The sequence below is a fragment of the Labrenzia sp. THAF187b genome (genome assembly GCF_009363375.1).
Classification (GTDB): domain Bacteria; phylum Pseudomonadota; class Alphaproteobacteria; order Rhizobiales; family Stappiaceae; genus Roseibium; species Roseibium algicola.
This window is the reverse complement of sequence record NZ_CP045344.1, coordinates 2,597,285-2,614,694: the sequence shown is the minus strand read 5'-3', so window position 1 is coordinate 2,614,694 and position 17,410 is coordinate 2,597,285. Positions and strand designations below refer to the sequence as shown.

Genomic DNA, 17,410 nt, shown 5'->3' with positions numbered 1-17,410 from the left:
CTGGGGAAACAATCAAGCACGGCGGGACACTCCGATCCATTCCTTTGACTGAGGGGTAATACCATGAAAAGACGTGATTTTCTGAAAGCCGGCGCCACCGGCACAGCCGCTGTTGCGGCCTCCACCCTGGCCGCACCTGCCATTGCGCAGGACGTGCACCAGTGGCGCATGGTCACCGCATGGCCGAAGAACCTGCCGGGACCGGGCGTCGCTGCCCAGATGCTGGCGGACCGCATCACCGCATTGTCCGGCGGCCGCATCGAGGTGAAGCTCTTTGCAGCCGGCGAAATCGTCCCGGGCAACGGCGTGTTCGATGCCGTCGGCCAGGGCACTGCCGAGCTGTACCATGCTGTTCCCGCCTATTGGGGTTCCAAGTCCAAGGGCATCCTGCTGTTCGGTTCGCAGCCGTTCGGCCTGACGGCTCCCGAACAAGCTGGCTGGATGATCCACGGTGGCGGCCAGGCTCTCTATGACGAGATCTATGCCCGCTTCAACCTGAAGCCGTTCCTGTGCGGCAACTCCGGACCGCAGTGGGCTGGCTGGTTCCGCAACGAGATCAACAGCGCCGACGACCTGAAAGGCCTGAAGTTCCGGTCCACCGGTCTTGCCTCCGAAATGTGTTCCAAGCTCGGCATGGCGGTTCAGGCCATGAGCGGCCCGGCCATGTTCCAGGCGCTTCAGTCCGGCGCGCTTGATGCGGGCGAGTTCATCGGTCCGTGGACCGACAGCGCGCTCGGCTACTACCAGATCGCCAAGAACTACTACTGGCCGGGTGTCGGCGAGCCGTCTTCCGCTGAAGAATGTGCCGTCAACCTGGAAGCCTACAACGCCCTGCCGGACGACCTGAAGGAAGCCGTGCAGCGTGCCTGCGCAAGCCTCTACAATGACGTTCTCACGGAATATAACACCAAGCACGCCCAGGCACTGACCCAGCTGGTCAACGATCACGGTGTAATGGTGAAGAAGCTTCCGGACGACGTCATCGTCGCAATGGGCAATGCCGCCGGTGAGGTGATCGCCGAACTGCGTGCGGACGAAGACGAGCTGGTGAAACGCATCACCGAAAGCTTCCTCGCCTACCGCAAGCTGATGCGCGAGTACATGCCCTATGCCGACAACGGCCAGATGAACGCGCGTATGCTCGACTACAACTACGACTGATCGGGCTCTCGTCTGACCCACATCGGGGGAAGTGCGCTTTCCCCGATGTGGCGGCGTGTCACCATCCCTGTCGTTCGCCTGAGGGGAACCAGTGGCCTGTCTGGACAGATCGTCACCTTGTTCCAGCACGTGTGACCGATCCTTCAAGACAGCGCTTCGTGCTTCCTCAGGATGAGGGTGTGGGTGGGGATGGGTTTTCCTCGTGACTTGGCAAATGGACAAATCATATTGCTCCTGCTTTCGTCATCCCATGGCTCGACCATGGGATCCATCCCGTTTCCTCTCCACCCCTGAGGTCGTTTCGAGGTAACGGCATGGCTTGCAGGGTCGAGCCCTGCAATGACGAATATCTGAGAGGTTTGAGACTGCGGAGAGACCGGGAGGTTCGAAGGTGCCGTTCAATGGCACCCCTCCACTTGTCATCCCGGACGGAGCGAAGCGCAGATCCGGGATCCAGTACGCGGCAGCCTTTCAAACCAGAGCAAGTAAGCCGGGGTTACTGGATCCCCGCCTGCGCGGGGATGACAAATGATAAGACGTCTGCCACTGATCCAGAAGGCAGAACAGTCAGCAAACAGGAACCACAGATGGAAAAACTGGCGGGCGCGCTGGAGCGTGTCAATTCGGTAATAGGCAACACGCTGTGCTGGGCGGCGCTTCTGATGTTGCTGCTGCAATTCACGATCGTGTTGCTTCGCTATGTCTTTGGCTACAGCTTCATCTTTCTCGATGAAGGCGTGCTGTATTTCCACGCGGCGATCTTCATGCTCGGCGCCGGGTACACTTTCCTCGTCAATGCCCATGTCCGTGTCGACATCTTCTATGCCAGAAACAGCGAACGCGCGCAGGCGTGGATCGATATCTTCGGACACCTGTTCCTGCTGACACCGGCTCTCGTCGTGCTGATCTGGTTCTCCTGGCCGTCCGTGCGCGGCAGCTGGGCCATTCTGGAAGGGCCGATTTCCGTCGGCGGCATCCCTGCCTCCTTCCTCCTGAAATCCCTCATTCCCGCCTATTGCGTGCTGCTGCTGATCCAGGGTGTGGCCGCCTTCATCCGCGATGTTCAGAAGCTGAAAGGCGTCAGTGCATGAGCCTGCCTCTCGATCTCATCATGTTCGGCGCGCTGATCGCCTTCATTCTGCTCGGCTATCCAGTTGCCTTCACCATTGCGGGCGTTGCCACGGGCTTTGCCCTGCTCGGCTGGATGATGGGCGACTTCAACATTCAGCTCATGGGCGCCATGGGCCAACGTTTCTTCGGCGTGCTCACCAACCCGGTCCTGACCGCGATCCCGCTGTTCGTCCTGATGGGCGTCATTCTGGAAAAGAGCCGCATCGCAGAGGATCTGCTGGAGACAATGGGCCGGCTCTTCGGCCGCATGAGAGGTGGTCTCGGTGTTTCGGTGATGCTGGTCGGTGCCCTGCTCGCCGCGTCCACAGGCATTGTCGGCGCAACGGTGGTTGCCATGGGCCTCATCGCCCTGCCCACAATGCTGCGCAATGGCTATGACCCCAAACTTGCCTCCGGCATGGTCTGTACCGCCGGAACGCTCGGCCAGATCATTCCGCCGTCGACACTGCTGATCATCCTGGCCGACGTCATGTCCAATGCCTTCCAGCAGGCGCAATACGCGCAGGGCAAGTTCACCATCGAGACGATCTCGGTCGGCCAGACCTTTGCAGCCGCCATGATCCCCGGTCTGCTGCTCGTCGCCGTCTACTGCGCCTACATTGTCGGCCGGGCCTACCTGTTTCCGAATGATGCGCCAGCGATGTCGGAACATGTCGACCAGCCGTCAGGCCGGGAAATTGCTGCCGCCATCGTGCCGCCGATCCTGTTGATCGTTGCAGTGCTCGGCTCCATCCTCGGCGGCATCGCCTCGCCCAACGAGGCAGCTTCCGTCGGTGCCGTGGGCGCGATCCTGCTGGCGGGCCGCCGTCTCGGGGTGTCCTCAAGGCTCATCGTGCTGGCAACAGCTGCGCTCCTGACGCTTGCAATCGCCGCATCGATCCTGCCGATACGCCTGCAACGCTCCGATGTCACGGCTGGTGGCTACGTTATCGCCGCTGTCTATGCGGGGCTGGCGCTGTTTTCCCTGGGCGTCGTTCTGCACATCCTGAAGAAGGCTTTCGCGGACGGGCTCCTGAAAGCTTCCATGCTGTCCACGCTGACAGTCACCTCGATGATCTTCGCAACCATCCTGATGGCCAGCTTCTTCTCGCTGGTTTTCGTCGGCCTTGGGGGGGAAGACCGGGTCCATGACATCCTTCAGGAAATGCCGGGCGGTCCGACAGGCGCCCTGATCTTCGCGATGCTGTTCGTCTTCGTGCTGGGCTTCTTCCTGGATTTCGTCGAGATCTCGGTGATCCTGCTGCCGGTTCTGATACCGCCCCTGATCCTGATGGGCATCGACCCGATCTGGCTGACGATCCTGATCGCGATCAACCTGCAGACCTCGTTCCTGACCCCTCCCTTCGGCTTCTCGCTGTTCTATCTGAGAGGCGCGGCACCGAAGGAAATCACAACGGGCCAGATCTACCGCGGCGTCGTTCCCTTTATCATCCTGCAGATCATCGCCGTCGCCATCCTCTGGACCTTCCCGATGTTCGCCACCTGGCTGCCCCGCTGGCTGTACTGAGGAGTTTCTCGGCAAGCCGATAAAATTCACGATCTACCTAAAAAAGCCACAGCGCCTTCCGCTGTGGCTTTTTTGTGCGTGTCCATGTCGTACATGAGTTTCATTCTTTGGCATTTTACGTTATTTTTTCCCATAGAGAGGGAGAAATGACAGGAATGGACAGTTTCTGGGGGGCATTTGCTGGAGCCCTTGGCCTGGTCGTCGCGCTGGATCCGGATCTGATGGAAATCATCGGCCTGTCCATGCGGGTCACGCTTACGGCTGTCGTTCTTGCCTGTGTCATCGGCCTGCCCCTTGGCGCGGCGGTCGGCACTTTCAATTTCCCCGGAAGAACGCTCGTCGCAGTCATCTTGAACGCGCTGATGGGCCTGCCCCCTGTCGTGGTCGGCCTGCTTGTCTATCTCGTCCTGTCGGCATCCGGACCGCTCGGGCCGCTGCGCCTGCTATACACGCCGACTGCCATGATTATCGCGCAGATGGTGCTGGTGACGCCCATTGTCGCCGCGCTGACACGCCAGGTTATCGAGGATCTCAACAGGGAATATTCCGAGCAATTCGCATCGCTCGGCGTCGGCCGCTTTGATCGTCTGACAGCCATGCTCTGGGATGCCCGCTACAGCCTTCTGACGGTCGCGCTGGCCGGTTTCGGTCGTGCGGTTGCCGAAGTCGGAGCGGTAATCATTGTCGGTGGCAACATCAACCATGTTACCCGCGTGATGACCACGACCATCGCTTTGGAAACATCCAAGGGCAATCTCCAGCTTGCCTTGGCGCTCGGCGTGATTCTGCTGATGATCGCCTTTGCCGTGAATGCCGGTGTCATGGCCCTTCGTGCCTCAGCTGCGAGGGCCGCCTATGCGTGACGCAGCTTTCGACACACCAGGGACTGCCTCCACAATGTCGCGCCGTAGCCCGGCGGTGCAAGATCCCTTGCTGGATGTCAGAAGTCTCGGCTTTTCGGCAGGCGGCGAAAAACTTCTGCACGACGTCGATGTTGCCATCCGCCGCGGTTCACGCACCCTCATCATGGGCCCGAACGGAGCCGGCAAGAGCCTCTTGCTGCGACTGATGCACGGTCTGCTTCAGCCGCAGGAAGGTGCGATCCTCTGGCAGGGCGGCCGGATGGACGCCACCGCCCGCCGCGCACAGGCTATGGTCTTCCAGCGTCCCGTGTTGCTGCGCCGCTCGGTTATCGCCAATCTCAAGTTCGCACTGAGCGTTCGCGGCCTGCGTGGCAGCGAACGCGCCGACAAGGTCAGGGCCGCGCTGGAAACGGCAGGCCTCAGTCATCTGGCCCGGCGCCCGGCGCGCGTCTTGTCCGGCGGAGAGCAGCAGCGCCTGTCCCTGGTGCGCGCTCTTGCCTGCGACCCCGAACTCCTGTTTCTCGACGAACCCACCGCCAATCTCGACCCGGCCTCCACTGCTGCGATCGAGTCCCTAGTACTGGAAGCCAACGCCCGCGGTGTCACCGTTGTTCTGGTGACCCATGATGCAGGCCAGGCAAAACGCCTCGGTGAAGACCTCGTGTTTCTGCAGAACGGCACCGTGGTCGAAACAGGACCTGTCGAAAAAGTGCTTGCCAACCCCAGAAGCGAACCCGTTCGCGCCTGGCGGGACGGCAGGCTTTACCTTGGACCCAACACCCAATCCCTGAATGATTACCCCGGGAGGAAAAATTGATCAGAAGAGCATTTCTGGCGCTCGCCGCCGCCGTCCTGACGACCGTATTTGCCGGTCAGCCGAGTTTTGCGGAAGACAAGTTCATTGTCGTCCAGTCGACCACCTCAACCCAGAATTCGGGCCTGTTCGACTATCTCCTGCCCATCTTCCAGGAAAAGACCGGTATTGAGGTCCGCGTGGTTGCCGTTGGCACAGGCCAGGCCATCAAGAACGCCGCCAATGGCGATGGCGATGTCCTGTTCGTTCACTCCAAACCGTCCGAAGAAAAATTCGTCGCAGATGGTCTCGGCGTTTCTCGTTCCGACGTCATGTACAACGACTTTGTCATCGTCGGCCCGGCAAACGACCCTGCAGGCGTCGCCGGCTCGAAAGATGTCGTGGAGTCCCTGAAGAAAATCGCCGATGCAAAGGCCCCATTTGCCTCTCGCGGCGATGACAGCGGCACCCACAAGGCGGAGCTTCGCCTGTGGAAGGCCGCCGGCATCGACCCGAGCGAAGGGTCTGGCGACTGGTACCGTGAAACCGGCTCCGGCATGGGCGCCACCCTCAACACCGGCACCGGCATGGGCGCTTACGTCATGACCGACCGTGCCACCTGGATCTCCTTCGGCAACAAGGGCGACTACAAGGTTGCCGTTGAAGGCGACCCGATCCTGTTCAACCAGTACGGCATCATTCTGGTGAACCCGGAAGTTCATGCCCATGTGAAGGCCGATCTTGGCCAGCAATTCGTTGACTGGGTTCTGTCCAAGGAAGGCCAGCAGGCTATCGCCGACTACAAGGTCGACGGCCAGCAGCTGTTCTTCCCGAATTCGGACAAGGGCTCAAGCTGAGCCCGTCTGACCGTCTTCTCGCTTTCCGAGTGAGTGGAGCCAGATAGCAATCTGTGTCGCATGCTCCGCTCAGACCTTCCCCCTTCTCACGCGAGGAGGGGGATTTTTTTTGACCTGATCAAAGCCAATTGGACTTGCGTGGAGTTTCAAGGTCACCCCGGGGCGAAAGGCAAGTACGCCGCACAAGGTACCGCTCATGAGCTATCAAAAGCCCATGTGGAAAGGAATTAGCGGCAGGCGCCGTCTGTTTCCGTCAAATTCCGGGTAATCGTTATTCCCCCAAGCGCACGGATGGGCTGGAGGTGAAGTCGGCGCTGGAGAACCGCAGGTGTTCCAGAACCTGGTTGGCGCCGATGGCAATCACGATAATGGCGGCAAACGCGATGAGCATTGTTTTCATTGTGTATCTCCTTCGGATGGCGCCGTCGCCGATTTCAGATAGTCGATCAGGTCATCACGGTCTTGCTGTTCCACAATCCGCTGCATCGGCATCTTCGACCCGGGAATATAGTGATCCGGACCGTCCAGGAACAGTTGATCGATCGTCGCTTCCGACCAGACAATATCAGATCCTGACAGGGTCGCCGAATAGGGATAGTCCGGAATAGTGCCCGCACGCCGGCCGAAGATGTTGTGAAGCGTCGGCCCGGCCTTGCGCGCGGTATCGCCGGTCAGGGCGTGGCAGATCGAGCATTTGCGCGCGAACTGCCGTTCGCCGTTGGACATTTCTTCCGGTTGCTTGAGGAATTGCGGTGTCTCGGTTGCCATCGGATCGAAGGTTGCAAGATCCGCAAGCGGCCATGAATAGACGATGTTCTCGATGCCGCCCGCATGCAACACATCGCCGTCCTTCGAAAAGGCGAGCGCCCAGATCGGACCTTTCAATGCTGCCCGGAAGTCCGTTTCGAGCGCCCAGGACGTCGTGTCGAACACTGTGATGTATCCATGACCGTCACCGGTCGCCAGACGTGTGCCATCCGGACTGACCGCCATGGCCAGGATCGGCCGGCGCTCGAAAGTGAAGTCATGCAGCCGTTCGCCGGTTTCAATATCGACGATCCGCGTCACTCCGTCCTGGGAGCCGTAGGCAATCCAGCTCTCCCGGTCACCCTCACCGCCAATGGCAATGACATTGATGCCGAAACCGTTGCGATCAACGACCCGCTTTTCACTTTGCGTTGCCAGATCCCAGAGCTTGATCGACCCGTCGACCGACGCGGAGTAGAGCTGGCGCCCGTCCCTTGAAAACGCGACCGCGTTCACCCCGGCTGCATGTCCGGCAAGATAAGCCGGCTCGCCGCCGGCAACCGGCCACAGTCCCACACGTGCATCCCAGCTTGCGCTGGCAATCGTCGTCCTGTCGGGAGAAACCGCAAGCCCCATGATCTTGGCCGTGTGCCCTTCCAGAACCCGGTTCGAGTTATCGTGGGTGTTCCAGAGAACAAGATCGTTATCGTCTCCGCCGGACACCAGATGACTACCGTCCAGAAACTGAACCACCTTCACCGCCGCCGCATGACCCTCAAGCCATTGCGGCACCCGGTCTTTCCAGATGCCGACCGAATTGTCGAAGCTGGCGGTCGCCACCTGCCCGGTCTCAAGGGAAACGTCGATATCCATGACCGGGCCGCCGTGACCTTTCAGGGTCTGGAAATCGGCGCTACCGGCTGCGGAGACCAGCGTCAGAAGGAAGCCGGCAGCGGGCCCGAAGACCCGCGCAAGCAACCATACGGGATCCGGCTGAAACGGCATGTCACGCCGGGCCTATTCGGCGGGAACCGCGCTGTCGCCGCCTGAATGTTTGGCGGCTTCGCGCTTTTCAGCTTCTTCGACTTCCTTCACCCAGAGGCCGTGGTGCTCCTTCGCCCACTGCAGTTCAACCTCGCCGGAACCCATGGCGTCATAGGCGCCTTCCATGCCGATGGAACCGATGTAGATATGCGCCAGGATCAGCGCCATCATCACGAAAGCCACAATGGCGTGCCACAGCTGCGCAAACTGCATTTCCTCATGCGGTGCAAGCGCGGTAGGCAATGTACCGAGACCCACCAGCTGCGGCAGGCCGAGTGCGTTGAGCTTTTCGAAGGTGACCGCAAACATCGGCATTTCGAACGGGAACAGCAGCGACAGACCGGAAACGGAGATCGACGCGCCCAGGACGATCACCCCCCAGAACACCAGCTTCTGGCCGAAGTTGAATTTCTTGGCCGGCGGGTGCACGCCTTTCTTGAAGAGCCCGCCACCGACGGCAATCCATTTTACATCCGTCTTGTTCGGGATGTTGTGTGCCACCCACATCACGAACACCATGATCAGGCCCAGCATGAAGGCCCAGGCGACGTTGTTGTGGATCCACTTCGAGAAATGCGCGACGGGCGCAAAAGCGTCCTTGCCGATCATGGGGATGATCACGAAGCGCCCGAAAAGCGTCAGCAGGCCGGTAATGCCAAGCAGGACGAAGGATCCCGCAAGCAGCCAGTGCCCGAAGCGCTCGATCGCCTTGAAGCGGGTGATGGTGCGGCCGGTCTTCTCGCCATCGATGCGAATACGGCCGCGAATGAGATAGAAAAGGGCCAGCAGCACGATGGTCCCGCCGAGCAGCCAGGCGCCATAAGTGGCAAGCGGACCCTTGCGCCATTCGAGCCAGCGCATGCCACCATCCTGCATCAGAACGGTTGCTGCGAAACCGCCCGAAGAGACTGTTACATCTGCGGAGCCATACCGCAGTGCCCGCCAGAGCTCCGGATCGGAGACACCGCCAAGTGTCCCGAGCTGTGAGGAAATCGACGCCGCGTCATCCGGGTCACCGGTATTGTTGCGGCGGAAGTCGTAGTCGACCTTCTCCCCCCGCTGGCGCTTCATGATGTCTTCAAGCGTCTGCGCACCGCCGGTCGCCGACCGGTCGGCGGACGTATCCTGTGCAAACCCTGTCCCCAGACCCGCACCAAGAAAGGCCAGAAGAACAAGCAAAGCCATAGTCACGCGTTTCATGACCGCAAACCTCATTGTCGATTACAACCGGAGACGAGCGGGGCGGCTGTAAAGCCGCCCCGCCTACGTTTCTTTCAGGCATCTACCCAAGCGTGACGGGCAGTCCGGCGTGCCGGTCTGCCCTCACCCCGCAAGGGATCAGCCGCCTTTCTGGCCGTAAGCGGTACCCCAGCCCCAGGCACCCGAGCCGAAGCCGCGGGCAACCACACGTTCGCGGTAGATGGCCGACACGACGTCGCCATCACCCGCGAGCAGGGCCTTGGTGGAGCACATTTCCGCGCAGAGCGGCAACTTGCCTTCGGCGATACGGTTGCGGCCGTATTTCGCGAACTCTGCAGTGGAGTTGTTTTCTTCCGGACCACCTGCACAGAAGGTGCATTTGTCCATCTTGCCGCGCGATCCGAAATTGCCCGCCTGCGGGAATTGCGGTGCGCCGAACGGACAGGCGTAGAAGCAGTAGCCGCAGCCAATGCACAGGTCCTTCGAGTGAAGCACCACGCCTTCTTCGGTCTGGTAGAAACAGTCCACCGGGCACACCGCCATGCAGGGTGCGTCCGAGCAGTGCATGCAGGCCACGGAGATCGACCGTTCGCCCGGTTTGCCATCATTGATGGTCACAACACGGCGGCGGTTGATGCCCCACGGCACCTCGTGCTCGTTCTTGCAGGCCGTGACGCAGGCATTGCACTCAATGCAGCGTTCAGCGTCGCAAAGGAACTTTGATCTTGCCATTTGTCGTCCTCCTTACGCTGCCGAGATCTTACAGAGAGTAGCCTTGGTCTCTTGCATCTGGGTCACCGAGTCATACCCGTAGGTCTGAGCGGTGTTACAGCTTTCCCCAAGCACATAGGGGTCTGCACCCTTCGGATACTTCGACCTCAGATCCTCGCCCTGGTAATGACCGCCGAAGTGGAACGGCATGAAGGCAACGCCTTCGCCGACACGTTCGGTAACCATCGCCATGACCTTGACCTTGCCGCCCTCCGGGCCTTCGACCCAGACCTGTGCGCCGTCACGTACCCCGAGATTGTTGGCATCCCGCGGATTGATTTCGACGAACATGTTCTGCTGGAGTTCCGCCAGCCAGGGGTTCGACCGGGTTTCGTCCCCGCCGCCCTCGTATTCGACCAGACGGCCGGATGTGAGGATGATCGGGAAGTCCTTGGAGAAGTCGTTCTTCTGGATCGACGCATAGAGTGTCGGAACGCGCCAGAACGACTTGTCGGCATAGGTCGGATAGTCCGCGACCAGATCCCGCCGGTTGGTGTAGAGCGGCTCGCGGTGCAGCGGCACCGGATCCGGGAAGGTCCACACAACGGCACGCGCCTTGGCATTGCCGAACGGGGCACAGCCATGGGCGATCGCCACGCGCTGGATACCGCCCGAAAGGTCGGTTTTCCAGTTCACGGTGCCGATCTTGTCCGCAGCGCCGGCAACAGTCTCGATCGACTGACGCTCTTCGGCCGTCAGGTCACCATCCCAGCCGAGGTCGATCAGCATCTGCATGGTGAACTCGGGATAGCCGTCCTGAATATCCGCACCGGGGTTGGAGACGCCTTCCGCCAGAAGGTTCTGGCCATCACGCTCCACGCCGTAACGGGCACGGAAGCACAGACCGCCTTCAGCGACCGGCATGGACATGTCGTAGAGATTAGCCGTTCCCGGGTGTTTCATCTCTGCGGTGCCCCAGCACGGCCACGGCATGCCGTAGAACTCGCCGTCGTTCGGACCGCCGACTGCACGCAGCGTGGTGCGGTCGAAGGTGTGCTGGTTCTCCATGTGCGACTTGATACGCTCAGGCGACTGGCCGGTGTAACCCACCGTCCACATGCCGCGGTTGAACTCGCGTGTCAGGTCTTCGATGTTCGGCTCGTCCCCGTCCATACCGATGTTGCGGAAGAGACGGTCGTCGAAACCGAACTTCTTGGCGAACATGGCCATGATCGTGTGGTCGGGCTTGGATTCGAACAGCGGTGCGATCACCTGTTCGCGCCACTGCAGCGACCGGTTGGAAGCGGTCACCGAACCACGGGTCTCGAACTGGGTCGAGGCCGGCAGCAGGTAACAGCCGTCGGTACGGTCGTGCAGGATTGCCGAAACGGTCGGATAGGGATCAACCACGACCAGAAGGTCGAGCTTTTCCATGGCCTGTTTCATTTCCGGCAGACGGGTCTGGGAGTTCGGGGCATGGCCCCACAGCACCATCGCACGGGTGTTGTCCGGCTGTTCCAGGTTCTCCTTGGCTTCAAGGACACCATCGATCCAGCGGCTGACCGGGATACCGGTCAGGTTCATCATGGCCTTGTCCTTGCCGTCCGCACCCTTGATGGTGCCGAAGCGGCCTTTCAGCCAATCCAGATCTTCTTCCCACACACGAGCCCAGTGAGCCCAGGAGCCGGCGGTCAGGCCGTAATAGCCCGGCAGCGTGTCGGCGAGAACGCCGAGGTCGGTCGCTCCCTGCACGTTGTCGTGGCCACGGAAGATGTTGGTGCCGCCACCGGCGGTGCCCATGTTGCCGAGCGCCAGCTGCAGGATGCAGTAGGCACGAGTGTTGTTGTTGCCGTTGGTGTGCTGGGTGCCGCCCATGCACCAGATCACGGTACCCGGACGGTTGTTGGCAAGCGTTCGCGCCACGCGCTTCAGCTGGCTTTCCGGCGTACCGGTGACACGCTCGACTTCATCGGGCGTCCATTTGGCAACTTCTTCGCGGATCTGGTCCATGCCCCACACGCGGGTGCGGATGAACTCCTTGTCTTCCCAGCCGTTTTCGAAGATGTGCCACAGAATGCCCCAGATGAGGGCAACGTCCGAACCCGGACGGAAGCGCACATATTCGTCGGCATGGGCCGCGGTGCGGGTGAACCGCGGATCGCAGACGATCAGCGGCGCGTTGTTCTGTTCCTTGGCGCGCAGCACGTGCAGCAGGGAGACGGGGTGAGCCTCCGCCGGATTGCCGCCGATGATGAAGATCGCCTTGGAATTGTGGATGTCATTGTAGCTGTTGGTCATGGCGCCGTAGCCCCATGTGTTCGCTACGCCGGCAACCGTCGTGGAGTGGCAGATGCGGGCCTGGTGGTCGACGTTGTTCGTTCCCCAGTAGCCTGCAAATTTGCGGAAGAGATAAGCCTGCTCGTTACTGTGCTTGGCCGAGCCGAGCCAGTAGACGCTGTCCGGACCGCTTTCTTCGCGAATCTGCAGCATCTTGTCGCCGATCTCGTTGATCGCCTCGTCCCAGCTGATCCGCTTCCACTCTCCGCCTTCCTTTTTCATCGGATATTTCAGGCGGCGCTCGCCATGAGCGTGTTCGCGGACGGAAGCTCCCTTGGCGCAGTGGGCACCCAGGTTGAACGGGCTGTCCCAACCGGGTTCCTGCCCGATCCAGACTCCGCTGGAAACTTCGGCGATAACGGTACAGCCAACGGAACAGTGCGTGCAGATCGACTTGACGGTCTTCACGGCATCGCCGGTGGATTGTGCCTTGGCTTTGGTGACCGTTCCTCCGGTCACGGTAATGGCGGCCAGGCCGCCTGCGGCAAGACCGGATCCCTTAAGGAACGTACGGCGGTCTACCGACTTGTGTGCAGCGTCTTTCAGGATACTTGCACCTTGGGGGCGTCGCGCAACCCCATTGGTCTTTTTCCTAAGCATATTGCCCTACCTTGCTTGTATCAGAACCTGATACGGCTGGGTTATTTGTGAACCGGCGTCCGGGCGTCACGCAACCATGGCCGGGGAAGTCTCACAGGGTCCAGTTAGAACCGGGCGCTGTCGTAGTAGGCACGGGTATGAACCGTGTCCTGCATCTTGTCGGAAGCCAGGTCCGGTTCAGCCGCCTCAGCGGTGGTTCCGGCGGTTACCGTGGTCACGGCAACCGGGGCAGAAATCGCCGCCAGCTTCAGGAAGTCCCGGCGGCCTGTACCCTCTTCGGGGCTTGCCGTTTCGGGTCGTTTCATTGTCGCATTCCTCCTCTCGCAGATGGATGGCCAAGCCACCCCATTTCAGATGCAACCGTCAGTTCGAGATCATGTCGAAGCCCTGTGCCTCGATTTCCATGAACTGGCGCCCCAACGATCCGACAGCACCGTAGAACACCGATGTTCCGGCCGCTTCCAGATCAGTGAAGAAATGTATCGCCCAAGGTTCCACGTGGGCGTTGAAGAAACTCTTCTGTTCGCTGAGAGACGTCACCTTGCCGAAACGGCCGAGGATCATCCCCGCCATCATCTCCATCAGCGATGCGATGTTGTCTTCCGGCTCGTGCTTGTCTTCAGCGCGCTCGATCCCGCGCTCCGCCATGTCCTGGCGCAGCTTCGCGAGAGGCTTTTCGTTGAGGAAACCTGTCAGATAATAGCTGGCGTATGGCAGCAGCTCACCGCGCCCGAGACCGACGAAAAGGGCATTGAATTCACGCTCGGCCGTCTCCGGCGTCGTTACCGCCGCAATTCTGGCAAGCACATTGAGAGCATTGCCGAGGGGCGTATCACCACCCTGCAGGCCTGCAATCTGCTCGAGCAGTTCGGCTCCGGCCGGGCGCGCAAGCACCAGTGCCAGAAAGTCGTATAATTCGGACCGGGCCTGATCTTCCGGTTCGATAATGAATTCCCTCGCCACAACGGCCATTCGAGCCTTTTCCTCCCACACACGCAGTGCTTTTCTGGCGCAAAAACTTCTTAGACTTTAGTATTAATCAAAGTCGAAACGCATTCGGCGCCGTTTCGGCAGGCGCTCTTCTTCGGCTTCGACCAGTGCTGTTTCATCAGACACAATAGTTCCAATTTCACTAATTTGCACCTTCTCGTCTCTTTGCGTCAATCGAATAGATGTTTTTCCATTTTCGACATAAGTATGCTGCGCTGCAGCAAGTTGTTCCGATTGCGGCGCAGCAGAATCACTTTGCCCGGAAAGTACTTCACCTTCTCCGGCCAGCGTAGCGTCCGAGTTTTCGTCCGGCCCCGTTTCAGAGATTTTTTTCAAGAATCCACGACCAACTTCATAGGCGGTCTTCACCACCTGACCGGCGGTCGATGCATCGGTAAAATCATCGTCATAATCGTTCAGGCCATCGAGATTGGCGAGAACGGGATTGGACAGCCACAAACGGCGCAATGCTCTCCGGCGCAGACGCTCCGGCACGGTCTTGGCCAGGAACTGCGTGAAATCGTCGTCCTTCTGCAGGCTGTCGGGATCAGGCAATCCAAGTTCTTCCAGGATTTCCGCGTCGGTCTTTTCTTCCAGCTCGACCCGTTTCGCGGTTTCAAGCTCAGCGTCCCGGCGCTCGATTTCCGCGGCTTCGGCCTCACGAACCGCAGCCTTGCGCCTTGACCAGAAATCCATTGGCTTGTCGTCGCCGGAGTTCACTGCAGTGTGTCCTTCTTTCGGGTGCCGGGCGCCCGGTAAACGTCGGCAAGCTGCCGGATGCGCGGATCACCTATGCCTTCTTCCTCCAGGTCGATCCGGTGCTTGTCACGCTGACGCTTGTAGAAGATTTCCTCTTCATGGTGCATGTCAACGAATTCCCGGACCCAGGCAATCAGCCCTGTCGGCATTGGCACCTTTTCGACAAAGACCTCGGCGGAATCCGCGTAATCCAGACCTTCATGGGCAGACGCTGTCATGTGCAGCACCTCAATGGGGATTGCTGGAGCCAACTCCGGGGCGGCCCGCATCACCACGTAGACAGAGGGAACCTTGTCGGACAGGGCAATCAGATAGGCTTCGGTCTGGGTGTGATGCAGCTCCAGGCTCAAGGTCGTCGCATGGTATTCGATCGCATCGCCTTCAGCCCGCAGCATTTTCCAGTCCGCAGGCGCGGCCCCCGGCAGCAGGGACACCGGCAGCCAGGTCCACTTCTGCCAGCGCGTTACGCCGGGCAGCCTGCGCACCACAACCCCCACCGGCATGACGCGCGTTCTTTCCCTAGTCACGAACCACCTACCTCCCCGTCCGCCGGTTCAATCCGACTCTGTTTTGATGTTACGTAAAATGCTGTAGCAAGCGACATAAATTTCAAGCCCCGCAGAAGTCGAACTTGACGCGCGCCTTTCCGCGCCCTTGTTATGGGGTTCGGTATTGTCTGACAAATCACAAGAGAATCGGTTTCGGACGATCCGGGGGAGAGGACGCGCACACAATGACGCAACCAAGGCTTCTGCTTTGCGATTGCCTGAATACTCAGGCTATTGACGCCGGGCTTTTAGAACAGGCGACAGGACTGCCCTGTTCGAAAATCCACACGCAACTTTGCCGCGGCGAAGCAGCGCAGGCTGCCGAGGCGCTTCAGGCAGGCAATGTCATCATCGCATGCCAGCAGGAACGCCAGGCGTTCGAGGATCTGGCCGCAGACCTTGAAGCGGACGAACCTCTTTTTCTCGATCTGCGCGATCGTGCCGGCTGGACGGCCGACACCCGCAGCACGTCTCCCAAGATGGCAGCACTGGTTGCCGAATCGATCTTGCCGACACCAGGCGCAAAGGTCGTGGACGTAACCTCGGAGGGCACCTGCCTCATCCTTGGCGACAGCGAAGCTGCGCTTACCGCGGCAGACCATCTTTGCGAGCTCCTGAGCGTTACAGTCATTCTCGACCCTGCCGACGAATTGCCTCTTGCCGACGACCGGCGCTTCGACATCGTGCGCGGCCGGGTAACAACAGCAACCGGTGCGCTTGGCCACTTCAAGGTCGGTTTCGATGCCCTGCAGGAACGCATTCCCGGTGGGCGGGGCGCGTTCAACTGGACAGATCCCAAGAGCGGCGGGCGCACGGAATGCGACATCGTGCTGGACCTCCGCCGGGGGCAGCCGCTCTTTCCCGCACCGGAAAAGCGGGAAGGCTACCTGCGGGCAGACCCGGGCAATACCGGCGCGTTCACCAAGGCGCTCCTGGATGCCTCACAACTTGTCGGCACCTTCGAAAAGCCGCTCTACGTTCGTCTGGACGAGCAGCTCTGCGCTCACTCCAGGGCCCGCAAAACAGGCTGCACACGCTGCCTGGATCTTTGCCCAACCGGCGCCATCAGCCCTGGCGGCGACAGTGTTGCGGTCGATACGATGGTCTGCGCCGGCTGTGGAAGCTGTTCGGCGGTCTGTCCGTCCGGTGCCATCAGCTACGATGCTCCTCCGGTCAGCCACACCTTCCAGCGCCTGCAAACGCTGGCGGCAACCTGGCGAAAGCTCAGCTCCGAAGCACCGCGCCTGCTCGTTCACGACAGCAGCCACGGCGCAGAGCTGATCCGCCTGGGCGCGCGCTACGGCAAGGGGTTGCCGGCAGACGTCATTCCGCTGGAGATGGAAGCCATCGCCAGCTTTGGACATACGGAAAGCCTGGCAGCACTTGCCTGCGGTTTCGCCGATGTGACCGTGTTGCTATCACCTGCCACGGAAAAGGAGGGCATGCCCTTCCAGGCCGACCTCTCCAATGCGATCGCCGGCGAAGACCGCGTCTGCCTCATCACCCCGTCCGATCCGGACGAGCTGGAAGAAATCCTCTACCGCGAACAGTCTCCGGTGACCGCAAAGCAGCCGATCCTGCCCCTTGGCTCCCGCCGGCAAATCACGCGCCTTGCCGCCAAAACGCTCAACGAGCCGGGTAAGGTCATCCCGCTTCCGGAAGGAGCACCCTATGGCTCGGTTGTCCTTGACCAGGACGCCTGCACGCTGTGCCTGTCCTGCGTGTCGCTCTGCCCGTCCGGCGCCCTGAAGGAAAACCCCGATGCGCCCCAGCTGCGCTTTCAGGAGGATGCCTGCCTTCAGTGCGGCATCTGCACGACAATCTGCCCGGAAAAGGCCCTGACACTGGATCCGAGGCTGGATCTTTCGGACGACGCATTGCGCGCCAGGGTGCTGAAGGAAGAAGAGCCGTTCAACTGCGTTGAATGCGGCAAGCCATTCGGTGTTCGGTCAACAGTGATGAGACTGACGGAAAAGCTCGCCGGCAAACACGCCATGTTCCAGGACAACAAGGCCATACAGCTCATACAGATGTGCGACGACTGCCGCGTGAACGCCGTCTACCATTCGCAAAACAACCCGTTCGCCTCCGCCGAGCGCCCACGTGTTCGCACGACGGACGACTACATCAGCAAGCGGCGCGATCATTGAGCCGGATGAGAC

The 17,410-nt window shown here is 60.5% G+C and carries 16 protein-coding genes; 7 read left to right on the top strand and 9 right to left on the bottom strand.

Features of this window, described 5'->3' with window-relative positions; all coding sequences use genetic code 11:
- The first annotated feature begins 63 nt into the window (after positions 1-63).
- The 6 genes from FIV03_RS11965 (at position 64) to FIV03_RS11940 (ending at position 6,312) form a co-directional block, all read left to right on the top strand.
- The gene (locus tag FIV03_RS11965) at positions 64-1,161 is read left to right on the top strand and encodes a TRAP transporter substrate-binding protein (protein ID WP_023003125.1); all 1,098 of its coding nucleotides are present in this window, start codon (positions 64-66) and stop codon (positions 1,159-1,161) included.
- Between the two features lie 587 nt (positions 1,162-1,748).
- Positions 1,749-2,252, top strand: a complete 504-nt coding sequence (locus FIV03_RS11960; protein ID WP_062491410.1) for a TRAP transporter small permease subunit — start codon at positions 1,749-1,751, stop codon at positions 2,250-2,252.
- Positions 2,249-3,799, top strand: coding sequence for a TRAP transporter large permease subunit (locus FIV03_RS11955; protein ID WP_152509693.1), 1,551 nt, complete (start codon positions 2,249-2,251; stop codon positions 3,797-3,799). The genes FIV03_RS11960 and FIV03_RS11955 overlap by 4 nt, the downstream gene beginning before the upstream one ends.
- Positions 3,800-3,954: 155 nt before the next feature.
- On the top strand, positions 3,955-4,662 hold the full coding sequence (locus FIV03_RS11950; protein WP_023003122.1) for an ABC transporter permease: 708 nt from the start codon (positions 3,955-3,957) through the stop codon (positions 4,660-4,662).
- Positions 4,655-5,479, top strand: a complete 825-nt coding sequence (locus FIV03_RS11945; protein ID WP_152509692.1) for an ATP-binding cassette domain-containing protein — start codon at positions 4,655-4,657, stop codon at positions 5,477-5,479. The genes FIV03_RS11950 and FIV03_RS11945 overlap by 8 nt, the downstream gene beginning before the upstream one ends.
- A complete protein-coding gene (locus tag FIV03_RS11940) occupies positions 5,476-6,312 on the top strand; it encodes a substrate-binding domain-containing protein (RefSeq protein ID WP_023003120.1) in 837 nt (278 codons plus the stop codon). The genes FIV03_RS11945 and FIV03_RS11940 overlap by 4 nt, the downstream gene beginning before the upstream one ends.
- Before the next feature lie 271 nt (positions 6,313-6,583).
- On the opposite strand, the gene FIV03_RS31855 is transcribed toward FIV03_RS11940, so the two are convergent.
- The 9 genes from FIV03_RS31855 to FIV03_RS11900 form a co-directional block, all read right to left on the bottom strand.
- Positions 6,584-6,712, bottom strand: a complete 129-nt coding sequence (locus FIV03_RS31855) for a hypothetical protein (protein WP_023003119.1) — start codon at positions 6,710-6,712, stop codon at positions 6,584-6,586.
- On the bottom strand, positions 6,709-8,064 hold the full coding sequence (locus FIV03_RS11935; protein ID WP_209009955.1) for a c-type cytochrome: 1,356 nt from the start codon (positions 8,062-8,064) through the stop codon (positions 6,709-6,711). The genes FIV03_RS31855 and FIV03_RS11935 overlap by 4 nt, the downstream gene beginning before the upstream one ends.
- A gap of 12 nt (positions 8,065-8,076) precedes the next feature.
- Positions 8,077-9,303: a formate dehydrogenase subunit gamma gene (locus FIV03_RS11930; RefSeq protein WP_055656237.1), complete on the bottom strand. Its 1,227-nt coding sequence runs from the start codon at positions 9,301-9,303 to the stop codon at positions 8,077-8,079.
- A 138-nt stretch (positions 9,304-9,441) separates the two neighbouring features.
- Positions 9,442-10,035: a formate dehydrogenase FDH3 subunit beta gene (fdh3B, locus tag FIV03_RS11925; RefSeq protein WP_006937368.1), complete on the bottom strand. Its 594-nt coding sequence runs from the start codon at positions 10,033-10,035 to the stop codon at positions 9,442-9,444.
- 12 nt (positions 10,036-10,047) lie between these two features.
- Positions 10,048-12,951 (bottom strand): formate dehydrogenase subunit alpha, encoded by a 2,904-nt coding sequence (locus tag FIV03_RS11920; protein WP_152509691.1) that lies wholly within the window; start codon positions 12,949-12,951, stop codon positions 10,048-10,050.
- A 104-nt stretch (positions 12,952-13,055) separates the two neighbouring features.
- Complete coding sequence (locus FIV03_RS11915) at positions 13,056-13,256, bottom strand: hypothetical protein (protein WP_023003115.1); 201 nt, start codon at positions 13,254-13,256, stop codon at positions 13,056-13,058.
- Positions 13,257-13,314: 58 nt separating this feature from the next.
- Positions 13,315-13,923, bottom strand: coding sequence for a molecular chaperone TorD family protein (locus FIV03_RS11910; RefSeq protein ID WP_055656785.1), 609 nt, complete (start codon positions 13,921-13,923; stop codon positions 13,315-13,317).
- Between the two features lie 63 nt (positions 13,924-13,986).
- Complete coding sequence (locus FIV03_RS11905) at positions 13,987-14,661, bottom strand: DUF3306 domain-containing protein (protein WP_209009954.1); 675 nt, start codon at positions 14,659-14,661, stop codon at positions 13,987-13,989.
- Entirely contained in the window at positions 14,658-15,227 is a 570-nt protein-coding gene (locus tag FIV03_RS11900) for a DUF3305 domain-containing protein (protein ID WP_209009953.1), read from the bottom strand. The genes FIV03_RS11905 and FIV03_RS11900 overlap by 4 nt, the downstream gene beginning before the upstream one ends.
- 206 nt (positions 15,228-15,433) lie before the next feature.
- On the opposite strand from FIV03_RS11900, the gene FIV03_RS11895 reads away from it, so the two are divergent.
- Positions 15,434-17,398, top strand: coding sequence for a 4Fe-4S binding protein (locus FIV03_RS11895; protein WP_152509690.1), 1,965 nt, complete (start codon positions 15,434-15,436; stop codon positions 17,396-17,398).
- The last annotated feature ends 12 nt before the right edge of the window (positions 17,399-17,410 follow it).

Coding starts and splice junctions, on each gene's coding strand:
- FIV03_RS11965 (WP_023003125.1), top strand. CDS start 64: ATGAAAAGACGTGATTTTCTGAAAGCCGGCGCCACCGGCACAGCCGCT.
- FIV03_RS11960 (WP_062491410.1), top strand. CDS start 1,749: ATGGAAAAACTGGCGGGCGCGCTGGAGCGTGTCAATTCGGTAATAGGC.
- FIV03_RS11955 (WP_152509693.1), top strand. CDS start 2,249: ATGAGCCTGCCTCTCGATCTCATCATGTTCGGCGCGCTGATCGCCTTC.
- FIV03_RS11950 (WP_023003122.1), top strand. CDS start 3,955: ATGGACAGTTTCTGGGGGGCATTTGCTGGAGCCCTTGGCCTGGTCGTC.
- FIV03_RS11945 (WP_152509692.1), top strand. CDS start 4,655: ATGCGTGACGCAGCTTTCGACACACCAGGGACTGCCTCCACAATGTCG.
- FIV03_RS31855 (WP_023003119.1), bottom strand. CDS start 6,712: ATGAAAACAATGCTCATCGCGTTTGCCGCCATTATCGTGATTGCCATC.
- FIV03_RS11935 (WP_209009955.1), bottom strand. CDS start 8,064: ATGCCGTTTCAGCCGGATCCCGTATGGTTGCTTGCGCGGGTCTTCGGG.
- FIV03_RS11930 (WP_055656237.1), bottom strand. CDS start 9,303: ATGAAACGCGTGACTATGGCTTTGCTTGTTCTTCTGGCCTTTCTTGGT.
- fdh3B (WP_006937368.1), bottom strand. CDS start 10,035: ATGGCAAGATCAAAGTTCCTTTGCGACGCTGAACGCTGCATTGAGTGC.
- FIV03_RS11920 (WP_152509691.1), bottom strand. CDS start 12,951: ATGCTTAGGAAAAAGACCAATGGGGTTGCGCGACGCCCCCAAGGTGCA.
- FIV03_RS11915 (WP_023003115.1), bottom strand. CDS start 13,256: ATGAAACGACCCGAAACGGCAAGCCCCGAAGAGGGTACAGGCCGCCGG.
- FIV03_RS11910 (WP_055656785.1), bottom strand. CDS start 13,923: ATGGCCGTTGTGGCGAGGGAATTCATTATCGAACCGGAAGATCAGGCC.
- FIV03_RS11895 (WP_152509690.1), top strand. CDS start 15,434: ATGACGCAACCAAGGCTTCTGCTTTGCGATTGCCTGAATACTCAGGCT.